The 14,026-nt window shown below is 59.3% G+C and carries 12 protein-coding genes and 1 pseudogene; all 13 read left to right on the top strand.

Annotation, left to right across the window (positions count from 1 at the left end; genetic code table 11):
• Positions 1–35 precede the first annotated feature (35 nt).
• The 13 genes and pseudogenes from ACM6J5_RS00800 to ACM6J5_RS00740 all read left to right on the top strand — a co-directional run bounded on the left by ACM6J5_RS00800 (position 36) and on the right by ACM6J5_RS00740 (position 13,918).
• Positions 36–398 (top strand): response regulator, encoded by a 363-nt coding sequence (locus ACM6J5_RS00800; protein WP_414927582.1) that lies wholly within the window; start codon positions 36–38, stop codon positions 396–398.
• A gap of 74 nt (positions 399–472) precedes the next feature.
• The gene (locus tag ACM6J5_RS00795) at positions 473–1,771 is read left to right on the top strand and encodes a glycosyltransferase (RefSeq protein WP_414927581.1); all 1,299 of its coding nucleotides are present in this window, start codon (positions 473–475) and stop codon (positions 1,769–1,771) included.
• Positions 1,772–1,876: 105 nt separating this feature from the next.
• Positions 1,877–2,767, top strand: a complete 891-nt coding sequence (locus ACM6J5_RS00790) for a phospholipase (protein ID WP_414927580.1) — start codon at positions 1,877–1,879, stop codon at positions 2,765–2,767.
• Between the two features lie 61 nt (positions 2,768–2,828).
• Positions 2,829–3,734, top strand: coding sequence for an AraC family transcriptional regulator (locus ACM6J5_RS00785; protein WP_150672469.1), 906 nt, complete (start codon positions 2,829–2,831; stop codon positions 3,732–3,734).
• Positions 3,735–3,979: 245 nt separating this feature from the next.
• The gene (locus tag ACM6J5_RS00780) at positions 3,980–4,846 is read left to right on the top strand and encodes a phospholipase (RefSeq protein WP_150672468.1); all 867 of its coding nucleotides are present in this window, start codon (positions 3,980–3,982) and stop codon (positions 4,844–4,846) included.
• Positions 4,847–4,892: 46 nt separating this feature from the next.
• Positions 4,893–5,027, top strand: a pseudogene (locus tag ACM6J5_RS00775) (AraC family transcriptional regulator); the annotation flags it as partial.
• A gap of 290 nt (positions 5,028–5,317) precedes the next feature.
• Positions 5,318–6,628 (top strand): ABC transporter substrate-binding protein, encoded by a 1,311-nt coding sequence (locus tag ACM6J5_RS00770; RefSeq protein ID WP_414927579.1) that lies wholly within the window; start codon positions 5,318–5,320, stop codon positions 6,626–6,628.
• A gap of 153 nt (positions 6,629–6,781) precedes the next feature.
• Positions 6,782–7,708, top strand: coding sequence for a carbohydrate ABC transporter permease (locus ACM6J5_RS00765; RefSeq protein WP_095942221.1), 927 nt, complete (start codon positions 6,782–6,784; stop codon positions 7,706–7,708).
• Between the two features lie 8 nt (positions 7,709–7,716).
• On the top strand, positions 7,717–8,547 hold the full coding sequence (locus tag ACM6J5_RS00760) for a carbohydrate ABC transporter permease (protein ID WP_150672466.1): 831 nt from the start codon (positions 7,717–7,719) through the stop codon (positions 8,545–8,547).
• Positions 8,548–8,722: 175 nt separating this feature from the next.
• Positions 8,723–9,826 carry an ABC transporter ATP-binding protein gene (locus ACM6J5_RS00755; protein ID WP_095945646.1) on the top strand — a complete coding sequence of 368 codons (1,104 nt, stop codon included), beginning with the start codon at positions 8,723–8,725 and terminating at the stop codon, positions 9,824–9,826.
• A 16-nt stretch (positions 9,827–9,842) separates the two neighbouring features.
• Positions 9,843–11,315, top strand: a complete 1,473-nt coding sequence (locus ACM6J5_RS00750; RefSeq protein WP_150672465.1) for a mannitol dehydrogenase family protein — start codon at positions 9,843–9,845, stop codon at positions 11,313–11,315.
• Positions 11,316–11,461: 146 nt separating this feature from the next.
• Positions 11,462–12,967, top strand: coding sequence for a xylulokinase (xylB, locus tag ACM6J5_RS00745; protein ID WP_414927578.1), 1,506 nt, complete (start codon positions 11,462–11,464; stop codon positions 12,965–12,967).
• Positions 12,968–12,973: 6 nt separating this feature from the next.
• Positions 12,974–13,918 carry a carbohydrate kinase family protein gene (locus ACM6J5_RS00740; protein WP_414927577.1) on the top strand — a complete coding sequence of 315 codons (945 nt, stop codon included), beginning with the start codon at positions 12,974–12,976 and terminating at the stop codon, positions 13,916–13,918.
• The last annotated feature ends 108 nt before the right edge of the window (positions 13,919–14,026 follow it).

Raw genomic sequence — 14,026 nt, 5'->3', positions numbered from 1 at the left:
GACCGGCAATGCCTATCTTATTCGGGAATTCGACCATGTCATCCGCCAACGCCTCCACCATCCTCGTCGTCGAAGACGATGCCATCGTGCGCATGCTGATCGTCGACGTACTGGATGAACTGGACTTCAAGGTGCTGGAAGCCGATGGCGGCGACCAGGCACTGGAAATGCTCAAGGACGTGAACCAGCAAATTGACCTGATGTTGACTGATGTTGGCCTGCCGGTCATGGACGGCCGCGAGCTGGCCACCCTCGCCCGCACGCTACGGCCTGACCTGCCCATCCTGTTCGCCAGCGGTTATGCCGAAAACATCGAAGTTCCTGTCGACATGCACTTGATCGGCAAGCCCTTCTCCATTGATCAGTTGCGCGACAAGGTCAAAAGTATTCTCGAGTGACGCTACGCTGCGCTGTGGTTTAATGCGCGCCTTTTTCGTCCCTGCCCTGTCTTCGCTTCAAGGAACTCCCGTACATGATTGAGCCCCGCGCAACCAAAGTCCTGATCATTGGTTACGTCTGGCCCGAGCCCCGCTCTTCCGCGGCCAGCGGGCATGTCATGCAGATGCTCGAGGTTTTCCTGGAACAAGGCTGGGACATCACGTTCAGCAGCCCGGCAGGCTTCGGCGAGCAACGCGCAGACCTGGCGGCGTTGGGTATACGCGAAGTCCCTATCGAATTGAACAACAGCAGTTTCGACGCGTTCATCAGCGAACTGGCGCCGGACATCGTGTTGTTCGATCAATTCATGATGGAGGAACAGTTCGGCTGGCGGGTCGAAAAACATTGCCCCGATGCCTTGCGCGTGCTCGAAAGTTGCGACCTGCAAAGCCTCAGGCAAGGTCGGCATCAACGCCTCAAGGAGCGTTTAAAGGCCAGTGACGACAACAATGACTTCAACGACCTGTTCGCCCCGGCAGCGCGTGAAGAGTTCGAACACATGGCCGATACCGACCTGGCGAAGCGCGAGATCGCCTCATTCTATCGTTGTGATCTGACGCTGATGGTTTCCGAAGTGGAAATCGAATTGCTGGTCGAGCAGTTCAGGTTTCCCCGTAACCAATTGCACTGGTGCCCGTTGATGGTCGATGTTCCGACCCGTGCGCCGGTACCCTTTGAAGATCGCGCGCACTTTCTTCATATCGGTAACTTTCGCCATGCGCCCAACTGGGATGCGGTGCTCTGGTTGAAAACCGCTATCTGGCCGCTGATTCGCGAGCAGATACCCGGCGCTCAATTGCATATCTATGGTGCCTACACACCACCCAAGGCCACTGCGTTGCATAACCCGAGCCAGGGATTTCATGTAATGAACTGGGCCGAGGACGCTTTGCAAGTCATGTCATCGGCGCGGGTCTGTATGGCGCCCCTGCGTTTTGGCGCGGGAATCAAGGGCAAGATTGTCGATGCCATGCTCTGTGGCACGCCGAATGTGACGACGCCAGTGGGTGCCGAGGCGATGCACGGCGACGAGGCGTGGCCCGGTGCAGTGACCCGTTCGGCACGGGAGTTCGCCGATCATGCCGTGCGACTGTACAACGACAAGACACGTTGGCTCCACGCCCAGGCGCACGCGCACACGCTGCTTGCCAGCCGCTACCGCAAATCCGTTCATGGTCCGGCCTTGATCCAGCGACTGGTCGAATGCCAACGGGAACTGGCAAGCATCAGACGAGATAACTTCACCGGTAGCATGCTGCGTCATCATCAGCACAAGAGCACTCAATACATGGCGCAATGGATTGAGGTGAAAAACCGACTGAATCAGGAGTAGTCCACTCCCATTGTGCAATACATAGTTACCACCGTAGCTGTGCCCGACCGGTTAATCTGAGCGCTTCACACCCAATGGATGGGGTGATTCGCACAAGGAATGGTCATGACCGGCTACACGCGTGGTTTGCTCGACAAGCAAACCTGGATGAGTAACACCCTCGAAATCGATCAACTCAAACTCACCGATATCGTCTGGCCTGGCGTGCATAACGCCGGCATGGACAAAAAAGCACCGAACTACGACGCCGTGACTGGCAATTGGACCGCTTGTCAGAACGACACGTTTTCCTGGCAGCTGGCCAACGGCGCCCGCGCCTTCGACATCCGCCTGGGCTACACGGCCAGTGCGGCTCGATCAGGTTTCTACTTTCACCACAACGGCTATCGCTCGCATCGCGTCCTGGACGATCTGATCGACGCGATACTGCTGTTCCTTGATCGAAACCCGGACGAATTCATCGTGCTGGACTTCCATCAACTGGCCGATGGCAATCAAGCTTTCGATCATAAAAGACTGAGTGACTGGCTCGTGCGCCGTGTCGGGCTGCGGGCCATCCTGCCTGGCGACGGACTCAAAACAGTGGGAGAACTGAAAACTGCGAGCAGGCATCGCCGGGTGATCATGGCGGCACCCGCCCAGCCGGAACTCGATGGTGAGTACTTCTGGCCACGCATCCCGCACAAATGGCGCGACAACACATTCTCCGACCCCGCCGAGCTGCAACGCTACATCGCGCAAACCCTGGAAGATGCACCATACGAAACCTTCCTCTGGTCACTGTCGGCGACCACCTACTCGCTACTGGGCGGCCCCGGGAATATCAAGCGGCAAATCAACGACTGGTTCAACACCACGGGAAACTGGGTGACGCGTTGCAGCATCATCAGCAGCGATTTTTTCGACGAATCCGACATCGTCCGTTATTGCTGGAGCGCCACCAGCATGAAAGCGGTTTATGGCCGTGCCTTGCATCAACAGACGCACCGGCGGTAGTAGCGCTGGCCCCGCGGCAAGAGGCATGATCGGGGCGGGATAACAACACAAGCGCCCTGACATGACCCGCACCGCCAGAGTCACCGATCCTTCCTATGAGTTGATGGACGACCACAACGGCTTGTCCATCATCTATCGCCAGCATGGTTTCCCTTGCCCGTTGGTGCGCTGGCATTTCCACAAGGAATACGAGCTGCACCTGATCGTCGCCAGTTCCGGCAAGGTGTTCATCGGCGACTACATCGGCAACTTCTATCCCCAGACACTGTTTCTCACCGGCCCCAACCTGCCCCACAACTGGATCAGCCAGGTGGCCGAGGATGAAGTGGTGCCCAAGCGCGACATGCTGGTCAACTTCACCGACGAGTTATTCGACAGCGGCTATCAGGTGTTCGCCGAACTCAAGGCCCTGGCGCCGCTGCTCGAGCGTGCGCAGTACGGCATCGAGTTTCGCTGCAAGCACACCATCACCAAGGCGATGGATCTGATGCAGCGTATCGCCGACACCACCGGTGTGACCCGTCTCGGACACTTTTTCATTCTGCTGGAGTTGCTTGCGGCCACCGATGACTACCAATTGCTCTCTGGCGCCACGACCCCGCAACTGGCGGACGAGCACAACATCGATCGCACCAACCGCGCGGTGGACTACATTTTCGCCCACTACGCCCGGGATTTGACGCTGGAGGAAGTCGCCGAGCACCTGGGCATGAAACCGACTTATTTCAGCCGGGTTTTCAAGCAGGCCACCGGGCGCAATTTCGTCGAGTTCGTCAATCGCCTGCGCATCAGCAAGTCCTGCGAATTGCTGGCCGATGGCGACAAGCCGGTGACCGATGTTTGTTTCGAATCGGGCTTCAACAATATTTCCAACTTCAACCGGCGCTTCCAGCAGCTCAAGGGCATGACACCGTCGCATTACCGGCGCCTGGTGGTGCAGCGGTTGACCGAGCAAAACCACGGCTGACACCTCACCTCCCACAAGTGCAGTGCCAGGCGAGATAACTTTACCGGCAGCATGCTGCGCCATCACATGTATAAATTCACTGAATACATGTCGCAATGGACAAAAACCAAAAACAGTCATCCACAACAACATTCCGACATCACTAAACACTTGTATAACCCTTGCACCACCACCAAAAATGAAGTGCCTGACAGCAACCATGACATCGGGCACCTTTTGACTTTAACTTAGCAAGGGATTGCACAATGACAACTAACTACCCTTATAGAAGCTGGATGGCAGCGACACCCAGCATTGATAACCTGACCCTGTTGGAGTTGGTCTGGCCCGGCGCCCATAACGCCGGAGTGGACTATGACTTCTCTTATCCTGCGTACCTACAACCGGCCAAACACTGGTTCGTCTGCCAGGATGGACCCTTTATCCAGCAACTCAATGAGGGTGTGCGGGCACTTGACTTGCGATTCTACTCAAACGAGCACTGGCAAGGCGCCAGGAAGTTTAATACCTTTCACGGTTACAACACCCTCACTGGCCGTTCTTTGACTGAGTTATTCAAAAGCCTTAACTTTTTCCTCGATGAAAACCCCGATGAATTCGTCGTATTGGATATCAGCAAACTTCAAGGCCACGATGAACTCGAATTCGATTACAAAGGCTTTCAAGAGGCCATTATGAGCGAGTTGGGTACGCGGCTTATTCCTAAAAAAAATTGCCACTTGACATTGGGCAAACTCAAACAAACAAGTCATTTGCAAAGAATCGTATTTGCCTGCGGCTGGCATCCAGACCTGGACTCTCCTCTGTATTGGCCAAAAGTAAAAAGCCGCTGGAGCGGCAATGACATTACATCCCCCGAAGCACTAAAACAGTTCATCGAACGCACGCTCCTCAGCCCACCCGACAAAAACTCGTTCTGGTCATTATCTGCCACCAGTTACGGTAAATTGACCGGAGTTAAACGAATCACCCAGGAGCTGAACGATTGGTTTGGCCCGAATTCCGGATGGGCGCCGAAGTGCAGCATCATCAATGCCGACTTTATTGGCGACACACAACTGGTCGCCTATTGCAGGGAAATCAACTTTTTCAGGGGGATGCGCAAGACATAAGGGAAGCGAACTGGAACTGGGCGGGTGCGTGATTGGCGTCTGGAAAACAAGAAAGTGCTTCGAATCGGGCTTGAACAATATTTCCAACTTCAACCGGCGCTTCCAGCCGCTCAAGGGCATGACGCCATCGCATTGCCGGCGACTGGTGGTGCAGCGGTTGACCGGGGAAGATCTCGGCTGAAGGCACACCTAAAATCCCTGTGGGAGCGAGCCTGCTCGCTCCCACAGGTTACGACCTGTTTTCGAGCTTAAAACCTGTACGGATTCAATACCGCCTCATCGCTGAAAAGCCCTTCGCTGTGTCTACCACCAAAAACTTCAGTGCAAAAAAGTATCGATCAAGGTGCGACGGATGATTTGTCTCGCCCTTCATTGAAGGATGTAATCAGCACAGATTCTTCCCTGCGCAGGAAGACACAAAAACAATAACTGTCCTTCTGTTTCCCGCCGGGTGCAGAAAAGGAGTGCACGATGCAACCTTCGGTAAAAGCTCTGCTTGCCCTCACCTGCATGACCCTCAGTAGCGTCAGCCTTGGCGCACAGACACTGACCATCGCCACCGTCAACAACAGCGACATGATCCGCATGCAAAAGCTCTCGAAAACCTTCGAGGCCGAGCATCCGCAGATCAAGCTCAATTGGGTGGTCCTCGAAGAAAACGTCCTGCGTCAGCGCCTGACCACCGACATCGCCACCCAGGGTGGGCAGTTCGACGTACTGACCATCGGCATGTACGAAGCCGCACTCTGGGGAGCCAAGGGCTGGCTGGAGCCGATGAAGGATTTGCCGGATGGTTATGCCCTCGACGACGTGTTTCCGTCGGTGCGCGAAGGCCTGTCGGTCAAAGGCTCGCTGTACGCCCTGCCGTTCTACGCCGAAAGCTCGATCACTTACTACCGAACCGACCTGTTCAAGGACGCCGGCCTGACCATGCCCGAGCGCCCGACCTGGGAGCAGATCGGTGAATTCGCCGCCAAACTGAACAAACCCGAGCAGGAACAGTACGGCATCTGCCTGCGGGGCAAGGCCGGCTGGGGCGAGAACATGGCGCTGATCAGCACCGTGGCCAACGCCTATGGCGCGCGCTGGTTCGATGAAACGTGGCAGCCGGAATTCAACGGCCCCGAATGGAAAAACGCGCTGAAGTTCTATGTCGACACCATGAAGAAATCCGGCCCGCCGGGGGCGTCGAGCAATGGTTTCAATGAAAACCTCGCGTTGTTCAACAGCGGTAAATGCGCGATCTGGGTCGATGCCAGCGTCGCCGGTTCGTTCGTCACCGACAAATCCCAGAGCAAGGTCACCGATCACGTCGGCTTCACCTATGCGCCACATCAGGTCACTGACAAAGGCTCGGCCTGGTTGTACTCCTGGGCGCTGGCCATTCCGACCAGTTCCAAGGCCAAGGACGCGGCGAAAGCCTTCAGTGCCTGGGCCACATCCAAAGAATACGGCGCACTGGTCGCGGAAAAAGACGGCATCGCCAACGTGCCGCCGGGCACCCGGGCCTCGACCTACAGCGAGGCGTACTTGAGCGCCGCGCCGTTCGCCAGGGTCACGCTGGAATCGCTCAAGGCCGCGGACCCGAGCAAGCCGGGCGCCAGGCCTGTGCCGTACATCGGCATCCAGCTGGTGACCATTCCCGAGTTCCAGGGCATTGGTACCCAGGTCGGCAAATCCTTCTCGGCGGCGTTGATCGGCCAGACCACGGTTGACCAGGCGCTGGCGGCGGCCCAGCAAACCACCGAACGCGAAATGAAGCGCGCGGGTTATCCCAAGTAAGCCCGTAGCTCGCTCCTGCCTTCTGTAGGAACGAGCCTGCTCGCGATGACGGGCTCCCATTCAACATTGTGGGTGACTGATCCAGCGCTATCGCGAGCAGGCTCGCTCCTACAGTGGATCTCCATAAGTCTGTATGACTCGGTTCTGATCACCATGAATACATCAACTGCAAAAGCTCACATGGACATTGCCCACCCGCAGCGCAAAAGCCGCGTGACCAATCCCGGCTGGTTTCTGGTCAGCCCTTCGGTGGCCTTGCTGCTGTTGTGGATGATCGTGCCGCTGGGCATGACCGTCTACTTCTCGATGATTCGCTACAACCTGCTCAACCCGGGCGAAAACGAGTTCGTCGGGCTGGAGAACTTCACCTACTTCCTCACCGACTCGGGCTTCCTGCCCGGCGCCACCAATACGCTGCTGCTGGTGGGCAGTGTGCTGTTGATCAGTGTGGTGCTCGGCGTACTGATCAGTGCATTGCTGGAGGCCAGTGAGTTTTTCGGTCGCGGCATCGTGCGGGTGATGCTCATCTCGCCGTTTTTCATCATGCCCACGGTGGGCGCGCTGATCTGGAAGAACCTGATCTTCCATCCGGTGTCGGGGATTCTCGCCTACGTCTGGAAGCTGTTCGGCGCGCAACCGGTGGACTGGCTGGCGCACTATCCGCTGCTGTCGATCATCATCATTGTCTCGTGGCAATGGCTGCCCTTCGCGATCCTGATCCTGATGACCGCCATGCAGTCCCTCGACCAGGAACAGAAAGAAGCAGCACGCCTGGACGGTGCCGGGCCCGTCGCGATTTTCTGGCACCTGACCCTGCCGCACCTGGCGCGGCCGATTGCGGTGGTGGTGATGATCGAAACCATCTTCCTGCTCTCGGTGTTCGCCGAAATCTTCACCACCACCAACGGCGGCCCCGGCTACGCCTCGACCAACCTCGCCTACCTGATCTACAACCAGGCGCTGGTGCAGTTCGACGTCGGCATGGCCTCGGCGGGCGGCCTGATCGCCGTGGTCATCGCCAACATCGCCGCGATCATTCTGGTGCGAATGATCGGCAAAAACCTGACCGACAAAGCCTGAGGCCCGCCATGACTCTTCAACAATCCCGTCGCCTGCAAAGCCTATTGCTCGGTACGCTGGCCTGGGCCATCGCGATCGTGATTTTCTTCCCGATCTTCTGGATGGTGCTGACCAGTTTCAAGAGCGAAATCGATGCCTTCGCCACGCCGCCGCAGTTCATCTTCATGCCGACGCTGGAGAACTACCTGCACATCAACGAACGCAGCGACTATTTCAGCTTTGCCTGGAACTCGGTGGTGATTTCCTTCAGCGCCACGGCCCTGTGCCTGCTGATCGCGGTGCCGGCGGCCTACTCCATGGCGTTCTACGAAACCCAACGCACCCGAGGCACGCTGCTGTGGATGCTTTCCACCAAGATGTTGCCGCCGGTGGGTGTGCTGATGCCGATCTACCTGCTGGCCAAGAGTTTCGGCCTGCTCGATACGCGCATTGCGCTGATCGTGATCTACACGCTGATCAACCTGCCGATCGTGGTCTGGATGGTTTACACCTACTTCAAGGACATCCCTAGGGACATCCTCGAAGCCGCACGGCTGGACGGCGCAACGCTGGCCCAGGAAATGCTCCGGGTGTTGCTGCCCATCGCCAAGGGCGGCCTGGCATCCACGGTGCTGCTGTCGCTGATCCTGTGCTGGAACGAGGCGTTCTGGTCGCTGAACCTGACCTCGTCGAAAGCCGCGCCACTGACCGCATTGATCGCTTCGTACTCGAGCCCCGAAGGGCTGTTCTGGGCCAAGTTGTCGGCCGTCTCGACCCTGGCCTGTGCGCCGATCCTGATCTTCGGCTGGATCAGCCAGAAACAACTGGTGCGCGGCCTGTCGTTCGGCGCCGTTAAATGAAGATCGCCGCCCCGACACGATCCCTGTGGGAGCGAACCTGCTCGCGATGGACATGAACGATAACGCTGGCTGACTGGAAGAATGCGTCGCCTGAACGTTCATCGCGAGCAAGCTCGCTCCTACAGAAAAGCCTGCTCGGCTCAATCTGAATAAAAACAAACGGAGGCCCATCACCATGGCCAACCTGAAAATCAAGAATCTGCAAAAAGGCTTCGAAGGTTTTTCCATCATCAAGGGCATCGACCTTGAAGTGAACGACAAGGAGTTCGTGGTCTTCGTCGGCCCGTCGGGCTGCGGCAAATCCACGCTGTTGCGGCTGATCGCCGGGCTGGAGGAAGTCAGCGGCGGCACGATCGAACTCGACGGCCGCGACATCACCGAAGTCAGCCCGGCCAAGCGCGACCTGGCGATGGTGTTCCAGACCTACGCCCTGTACCCGCACATGAGCGTGCGCAAGAACATGTCGTTCGCCCTCGACCTGGCCGGCGTCGCGAAAGCCGAAGTGGAGAAGAAGGTCGGCGAAGCGGCGCGCATCCTCGAACTGGGGCCGATGCTGGAGCGCAAGCCCAAGCAACTGTCCGGCGGCCAGCGCCAGCGCGTGGCGATTGGCCGGGCCATCGTGCGCAACCCGAAAATCTTCCTGTTCGACGAACCGTTGTCCAACCTCGATGCCGCCCTGCGGGTGCAGATGCGCCTGGAACTGTTGCGCCTGCACAAGGAACTGCAAGCTACGATGATCTACGTGACTCACGATCAGGTCGAAGCGATGACCATGGCCGACAAAGTGGTCGTACTCAATGGCGGCAAGATCGAGCAAGTCGGCTCGCCACTGGACCTCTATCACCAGCCGGCCAACCTGTTCGTCGCCGGTTTCCTGGGCACGCCGAAAATGGGCTTCCTCAAGGGCAAGGTCACCCGCATTGAAAGCCAGGGCTGTGAAGTCCAGCTGGATGCCGGAACCCGTATCAACCTGCCCTTGAGCGGCAGGCACCTGAGCGTCGGGAGTGCGGTGACGCTGGGCATTCGCCCGGAACATCTGGAACTGGCCAAGCCCGGTGACTGCACCTTGCAGGTCACCGCCGATGTCAGCGAACGCCTGGGCAGCGACACCTTCTGCCACGTCCGGACGGCATCCGGCGAAGCGCTGACCCTGCGCGTTCGCGGCGATCTGGCCAGCCGCTACGGTGAAACCCTGAGCCTGCATCTGGATGCGCAGCACTGCCATTTATTCGATGCCGACGGCGTGGCGTTGACCCGCCCGCTGCGCGTTGCCGCCTGATTTCAGAGAGCCTGCGATGAAACTGAACCAACAAAACCTCAGCCGCCTCGCCCCTGAAGTGGTCCTGCCCGCCTACTCCCTGGGCGACACCCGCCAAGGCATCGCGCACATCGGGGTCGGCGGTTTCCACCGTGCCCATCAGGCGTACTACACCGACGCCTTGATGAATACCGGCGAAGGCCGGGACTGGGCCATCTGCGGTGTCGGCCTGCGTGCTGAAGACCGCCGCGCCCGTGACGACCTCAAGGATCAGGACTTCCTGTTCACCCTGTACGAACTCGGCGATAGCGACGACACCGAAGTGCGGGTGATCGGCGCCATCCGTGACATGCTGCTGGCCGAAGACGGTGCCCAGGCATTGATCGACAAACTGGCCAGCCCCGAGATCCGCATCGTCTCGCTGACCATTACCGAAGGCGGTTACTGCATCGACGACAGCAGCGGCGAGTTCATGGCGCACTTGCCGCAGGTCCAGCATGACCTGGCGCACCCTGGCGCCCCGATAACCGTATTCGGTTTCCTCTGTGCCGCACTGGCCAGGCGTCGCGCCGCTGGCACAGCGGCCTTCACCCTGATGTCCTGCGATAACCTGCCGCACAACGGCGACGTCACCCGCAAGGCCCTGCTGGCCTTCGCCGCCTTGCACGACCACCCATTGCGCGACTGGATCGACGCCAACGTCAGTTTCCCCAACGCCATGGTCGACCGCATCACACCAATGACCAGCACCCTTCATCGCCTGCAACTGGCGGACCAGCATGGCGTGGACGATGCCTGGCCGGTGGTCTGCGAACCCTTTGCGCAGTGGGTGCTGGAAGACAGGTTCGTCAACGGTCGCCCGGCCTGGGAAAAGGTCGGCGTGCAATTCACCGACGACGTCACGCCCTACGAAGAAATGAAGATCAAGTTGCTCAACGGCAGTCATTTGGCGTTGACGTATCTGGGTTTCCTGAAGGGTTACCGCTTCGTCCACGAGACCATGAACGACCCGCTGTTCGTGCGCTACATGCGCGCCTACATGGACCTGGACGTGACACCGCAACTGCCGGCGGTGCCGGGAATCGACCTGACCGAGTACAAGAACACCCTGGTGGCGCGGTTTTCCAATCAGGCGATTGCCGATCAGCTTGAACGGGTGTGTTCGGACGGTTCGTCGAAGTTTCCGAAATTCACCGTACCGACCATCAACCGCTTGATCGCCGATGGCCGCGAGACCAAGCGCGCGGCGTTGGTGGTGGCGGCATGGGCGCTGTACCTCAAAGGCGTGGATGAGCATGGCGAGACCTACTCGATTGCGGATCCACGGGCAGCGTTCTGCCAGGCACTGGTGGCCGATGATGTGCTGATTACCCAGCGTTTGCTGGCGGTCGAGGAGATTTTCGGTACGGCCATTGCGCGCTCGCCGGAGTTTGTCGCGGCGTTTGAGTGGTGCTGCAACAGCTTGCGCGAGGTGGGGGTGTCGCGGACGTTGGAGCGGGTGCTGGCTTGAGGTCGGTGGTGTAGCAACTGCCGTCATCGCGAGCAGGCTCGCTCCCACATTGACTGTGTTTCAACCGCAAAACGGATGATCACCTCAGCCCCCTGTGGGAGCGAGCCTGCTCGCGAAGAGGGTTTACTGATATCCAAGGATCCTGCATGACAATTCGACAACTCTTCCTCGGCATCGACTGCGGCACCCAGGGCACCAAAGCCATCATCCTCGACGCGGCCAGTGGTGAAGTGCTCGGCCAGGGAGCCGCCAGCCACAACCTGATCAGCGGCCCTGATGGTCGCCGCGAACAGGACACCCAGCAGTGGCTGGAAGCCTTCGCCACCGCCACCCGCCGCGCCTTGCTCGCGGCCAAAGTCGATGGTCTGTCGATTCAAGGCGTTGGCGTCTCCGGCCAGCAACACGGCCTGGTGCTGCTCGACGATCAGGGCAAGGTGTTGCGCCCGGCGAAACTCTGGTGCGACACCGAAACCACCCCGGAGAATGACCGACTGCTGGCCCACCTGGGTGGCGAAAAGGGTTCGCTGGAACGCCTCGGCGTGGTCATCGCGCCGGGCTACACCGTCTCCAAGCTGTTATGGACCAAAGAGCAGCATCCCGAGGTCTTCACCCGGATCGCCCACATCTTGCTGCCCCACGATTACCTCAACCATTGGCTCACCGGCCGCAGTTGCAGCGAATACGGCGATGCCTCGGGCACCGGGTATTTCAACGTGCGTACGCGCCAGTGGGATGTGCAATTGTTGCGTGACATAGACCCCAGCGGACGCCTGCAAGCCGCGCTGCCGGAGCTGATCGAGGCACCCCAGGCAGTCGGCACCATTCGAACGGGCATCGCCGAACACTTGGGCGTCAACCCGAAGGCCCTGATCTGCAGCGGTGGCGGCGACAACATGATGGGCGCCATCGGTACCGGCAACATCCAGCCCGGTGCAATCACCATGAGCCTCGGGTCGTCGGGCACGGTGTACGCCTACGCCGATCAACCGAACGTTGCCGCAGATGGTGCGGTAGCGACCTTCTGTTCTTCCAGTGGCGGCTGGCTGCCATTGATCTGCACCATGAACCTGACCAATGCCACCGGCCTGATCCGTGAACTGCTGGACCTCGACATCGATCAGTTCAACGAGCTCGTTGCCCAGGCGCCGATCGGTGCCGAAGGCGTTTGCATGCTGCCATTCTTCAACGGCGAGCGGGTGCCCGCTCTGCCCCATGCCAGTGCCAGCCTGTCGGGTTTGACCATGACCAACCTGACCCGGGCCAACCTGTGCCGCGCGGTGGTCGAAGGCACGACGTTCGGTTTGCGTTACGGACTGGACCTGCTACGCAACAATGGCTTACAAAGCCGCAGCATTCGGCTGATCGGCGGTGGATCGAAAAGCGCTGTCTGGCGGCAGATTGTCGCCGACACCATGAATACACCGGTGATCTGCACCGAACAAAGCGAGGCCGCGGCCCTGGGTGCGGCGATTCAGGCGGCCTGGTGCGTCTCCCGGGCGAACGGGCGCGAAGACAGCCTGGCGCAATTGTGCGAGCGGTGCGTGAAACTCGACCCGGCCAGTGAAACCCTGCCGGTCGCCGACAATGTGCAAGCCTGCCAGCAGGCGTATGAACGCTATCGACAGCAAGTCGCAACCCTAATTAAAGAGTGATCAACTATGTACCTGGTGTGTGGCGAAGCGCTGTTTGATTTTTTCAGTGAAAACGACGCCAGCGGTCAGGCGTCCAAAGTGAACTTCAAAGCCATTGCCGGTGGCTCGCCATTCAATGTGGCGGTGGGCTTGCGCCGGTTGGGCGTGGACGCGGCGCTGTTGGCCGGGTTATCCACCGACTACCTGGGCCGGCGCCTGCTGCAAGTGTTGCTGGATGAAGGCGTGTGCCAGGACTACCTGCTGGATTTTGCCGCGCCGACCACCCTGGCGATGGTTGCCGTGGGAACCAATGGCTCGCCGCAGTACAGCTTCCGTGGCGAAGGCTGCGCGGATCGGCAATTGCAACCGGAACACCTGCCGGCACTCGGGCCTGAAGTACGCGGCCTGCATATCGGCTCGTTTTCCCTGGTGGTGCAGCCGATTGCCGACACGCTATTGGCATTGGTGCGCCGGGAAAGCGGCAAGCGCCTGATCAGCCTCGATCCTAACGTACGCCTGAATCCGGAGCCGGACATTGACCTGTGGCGTAAACGGATCGCGACGCTGGTGGAGCTGGCCGACCTGATCAAGGTCAGCGACGAGGACCTGCATCTGTTGTACCCCGGCCAGGACCCGGCGCGGGTGATCGAAGGCTGGTTGCAGCACCGCTGTCAGCTGGTATTCCTGACCCGGGGTGGCGAAGGCGCGAGTGTGTTCAGCCGGGCTCACGGTTCGTGGTCGACTCCTGCCTGTGGGGTAAAAATCGCCGACACCGTGGGCGCGGGCGATACCTTTCAGGCGGCGCTGATTACCTGGTTGACCGAACAGCAGCTGGATTCAGTGGAGGGTGTGAAGCAACTTGGCCGCGAGCAGATCGACAGCATGCTGAAGTTCGCGGTGCAGGCGGCGGCGCTGACATGCAGCAAGACCGGGCCGGATTTGCCTTATCGCCAGCAACTGGATTTGCGCTGAGTTCGAGGGCCTCATCGTCGGATCGCCGCCCGGAGCAAGCTCGCTCCCACAGGGTTGCGGATCGTTCACAGCATGTGTCCACCCTTGTTCGCGATGACTTTCCATCAG

It is taken from the genome of Pseudomonas sp. IT-P74, from assembly GCF_949768175.1.
In the GTDB taxonomy this organism is placed as follows: Bacteria; Pseudomonadota; Gammaproteobacteria; order Pseudomonadales; family Pseudomonadaceae; genus Aquipseudomonas.
This window is presented reverse-complemented; position numbering and strand designations above follow the sequence as displayed.

Excerpts from the sequence above, each read along its gene's own strand:
- ACM6J5_RS00765 (WP_095942221.1), top strand. The coding sequence starts at position 6,782 with ATGAATACATCAACTGCAAAAGCTCACATGGACATTGCCCACCCGCAG.
- xylB (WP_414927578.1), top strand. The coding sequence starts at position 11,462 with ATGACAATTCGACAACTCTTCCTCGGCATCGACTGCGGCACCCAGGGC.
- ACM6J5_RS00800 (WP_414927582.1), top strand. The coding sequence starts at position 36 with ATGTCATCCGCCAACGCCTCCACCATCCTCGTCGTCGAAGACGATGCC.
- ACM6J5_RS00755 (WP_095945646.1), top strand. The coding sequence starts at position 8,723 with ATGGCCAACCTGAAAATCAAGAATCTGCAAAAAGGCTTCGAAGGTTTT.
- ACM6J5_RS00750 (WP_150672465.1), top strand. The coding sequence starts at position 9,843 with ATGAAACTGAACCAACAAAACCTCAGCCGCCTCGCCCCTGAAGTGGTC.
- ACM6J5_RS00785 (WP_150672469.1), top strand. The coding sequence starts at position 2,829 with ATGACCCGCACCGCCAGAGTCACCGATCCTTCCTATGAGTTGATGGAC.
- ACM6J5_RS00740 (WP_414927577.1), top strand. The coding sequence starts at position 12,974 with ATGTACCTGGTGTGTGGCGAAGCGCTGTTTGATTTTTTCAGTGAAAAC.
- ACM6J5_RS00760 (WP_150672466.1), top strand. The coding sequence starts at position 7,717 with ATGACTCTTCAACAATCCCGTCGCCTGCAAAGCCTATTGCTCGGTACG.
- ACM6J5_RS00795 (WP_414927581.1), top strand. The coding sequence starts at position 473 with ATGATTGAGCCCCGCGCAACCAAAGTCCTGATCATTGGTTACGTCTGG.
- ACM6J5_RS00780 (WP_150672468.1), top strand. The coding sequence starts at position 3,980 with ATGACAACTAACTACCCTTATAGAAGCTGGATGGCAGCGACACCCAGC.
- ACM6J5_RS00790 (WP_414927580.1), top strand. The coding sequence starts at position 1,877 with ATGACCGGCTACACGCGTGGTTTGCTCGACAAGCAAACCTGGATGAGT.
- ACM6J5_RS00770 (WP_414927579.1), top strand. The coding sequence starts at position 5,318 with ATGCAACCTTCGGTAAAAGCTCTGCTTGCCCTCACCTGCATGACCCTC.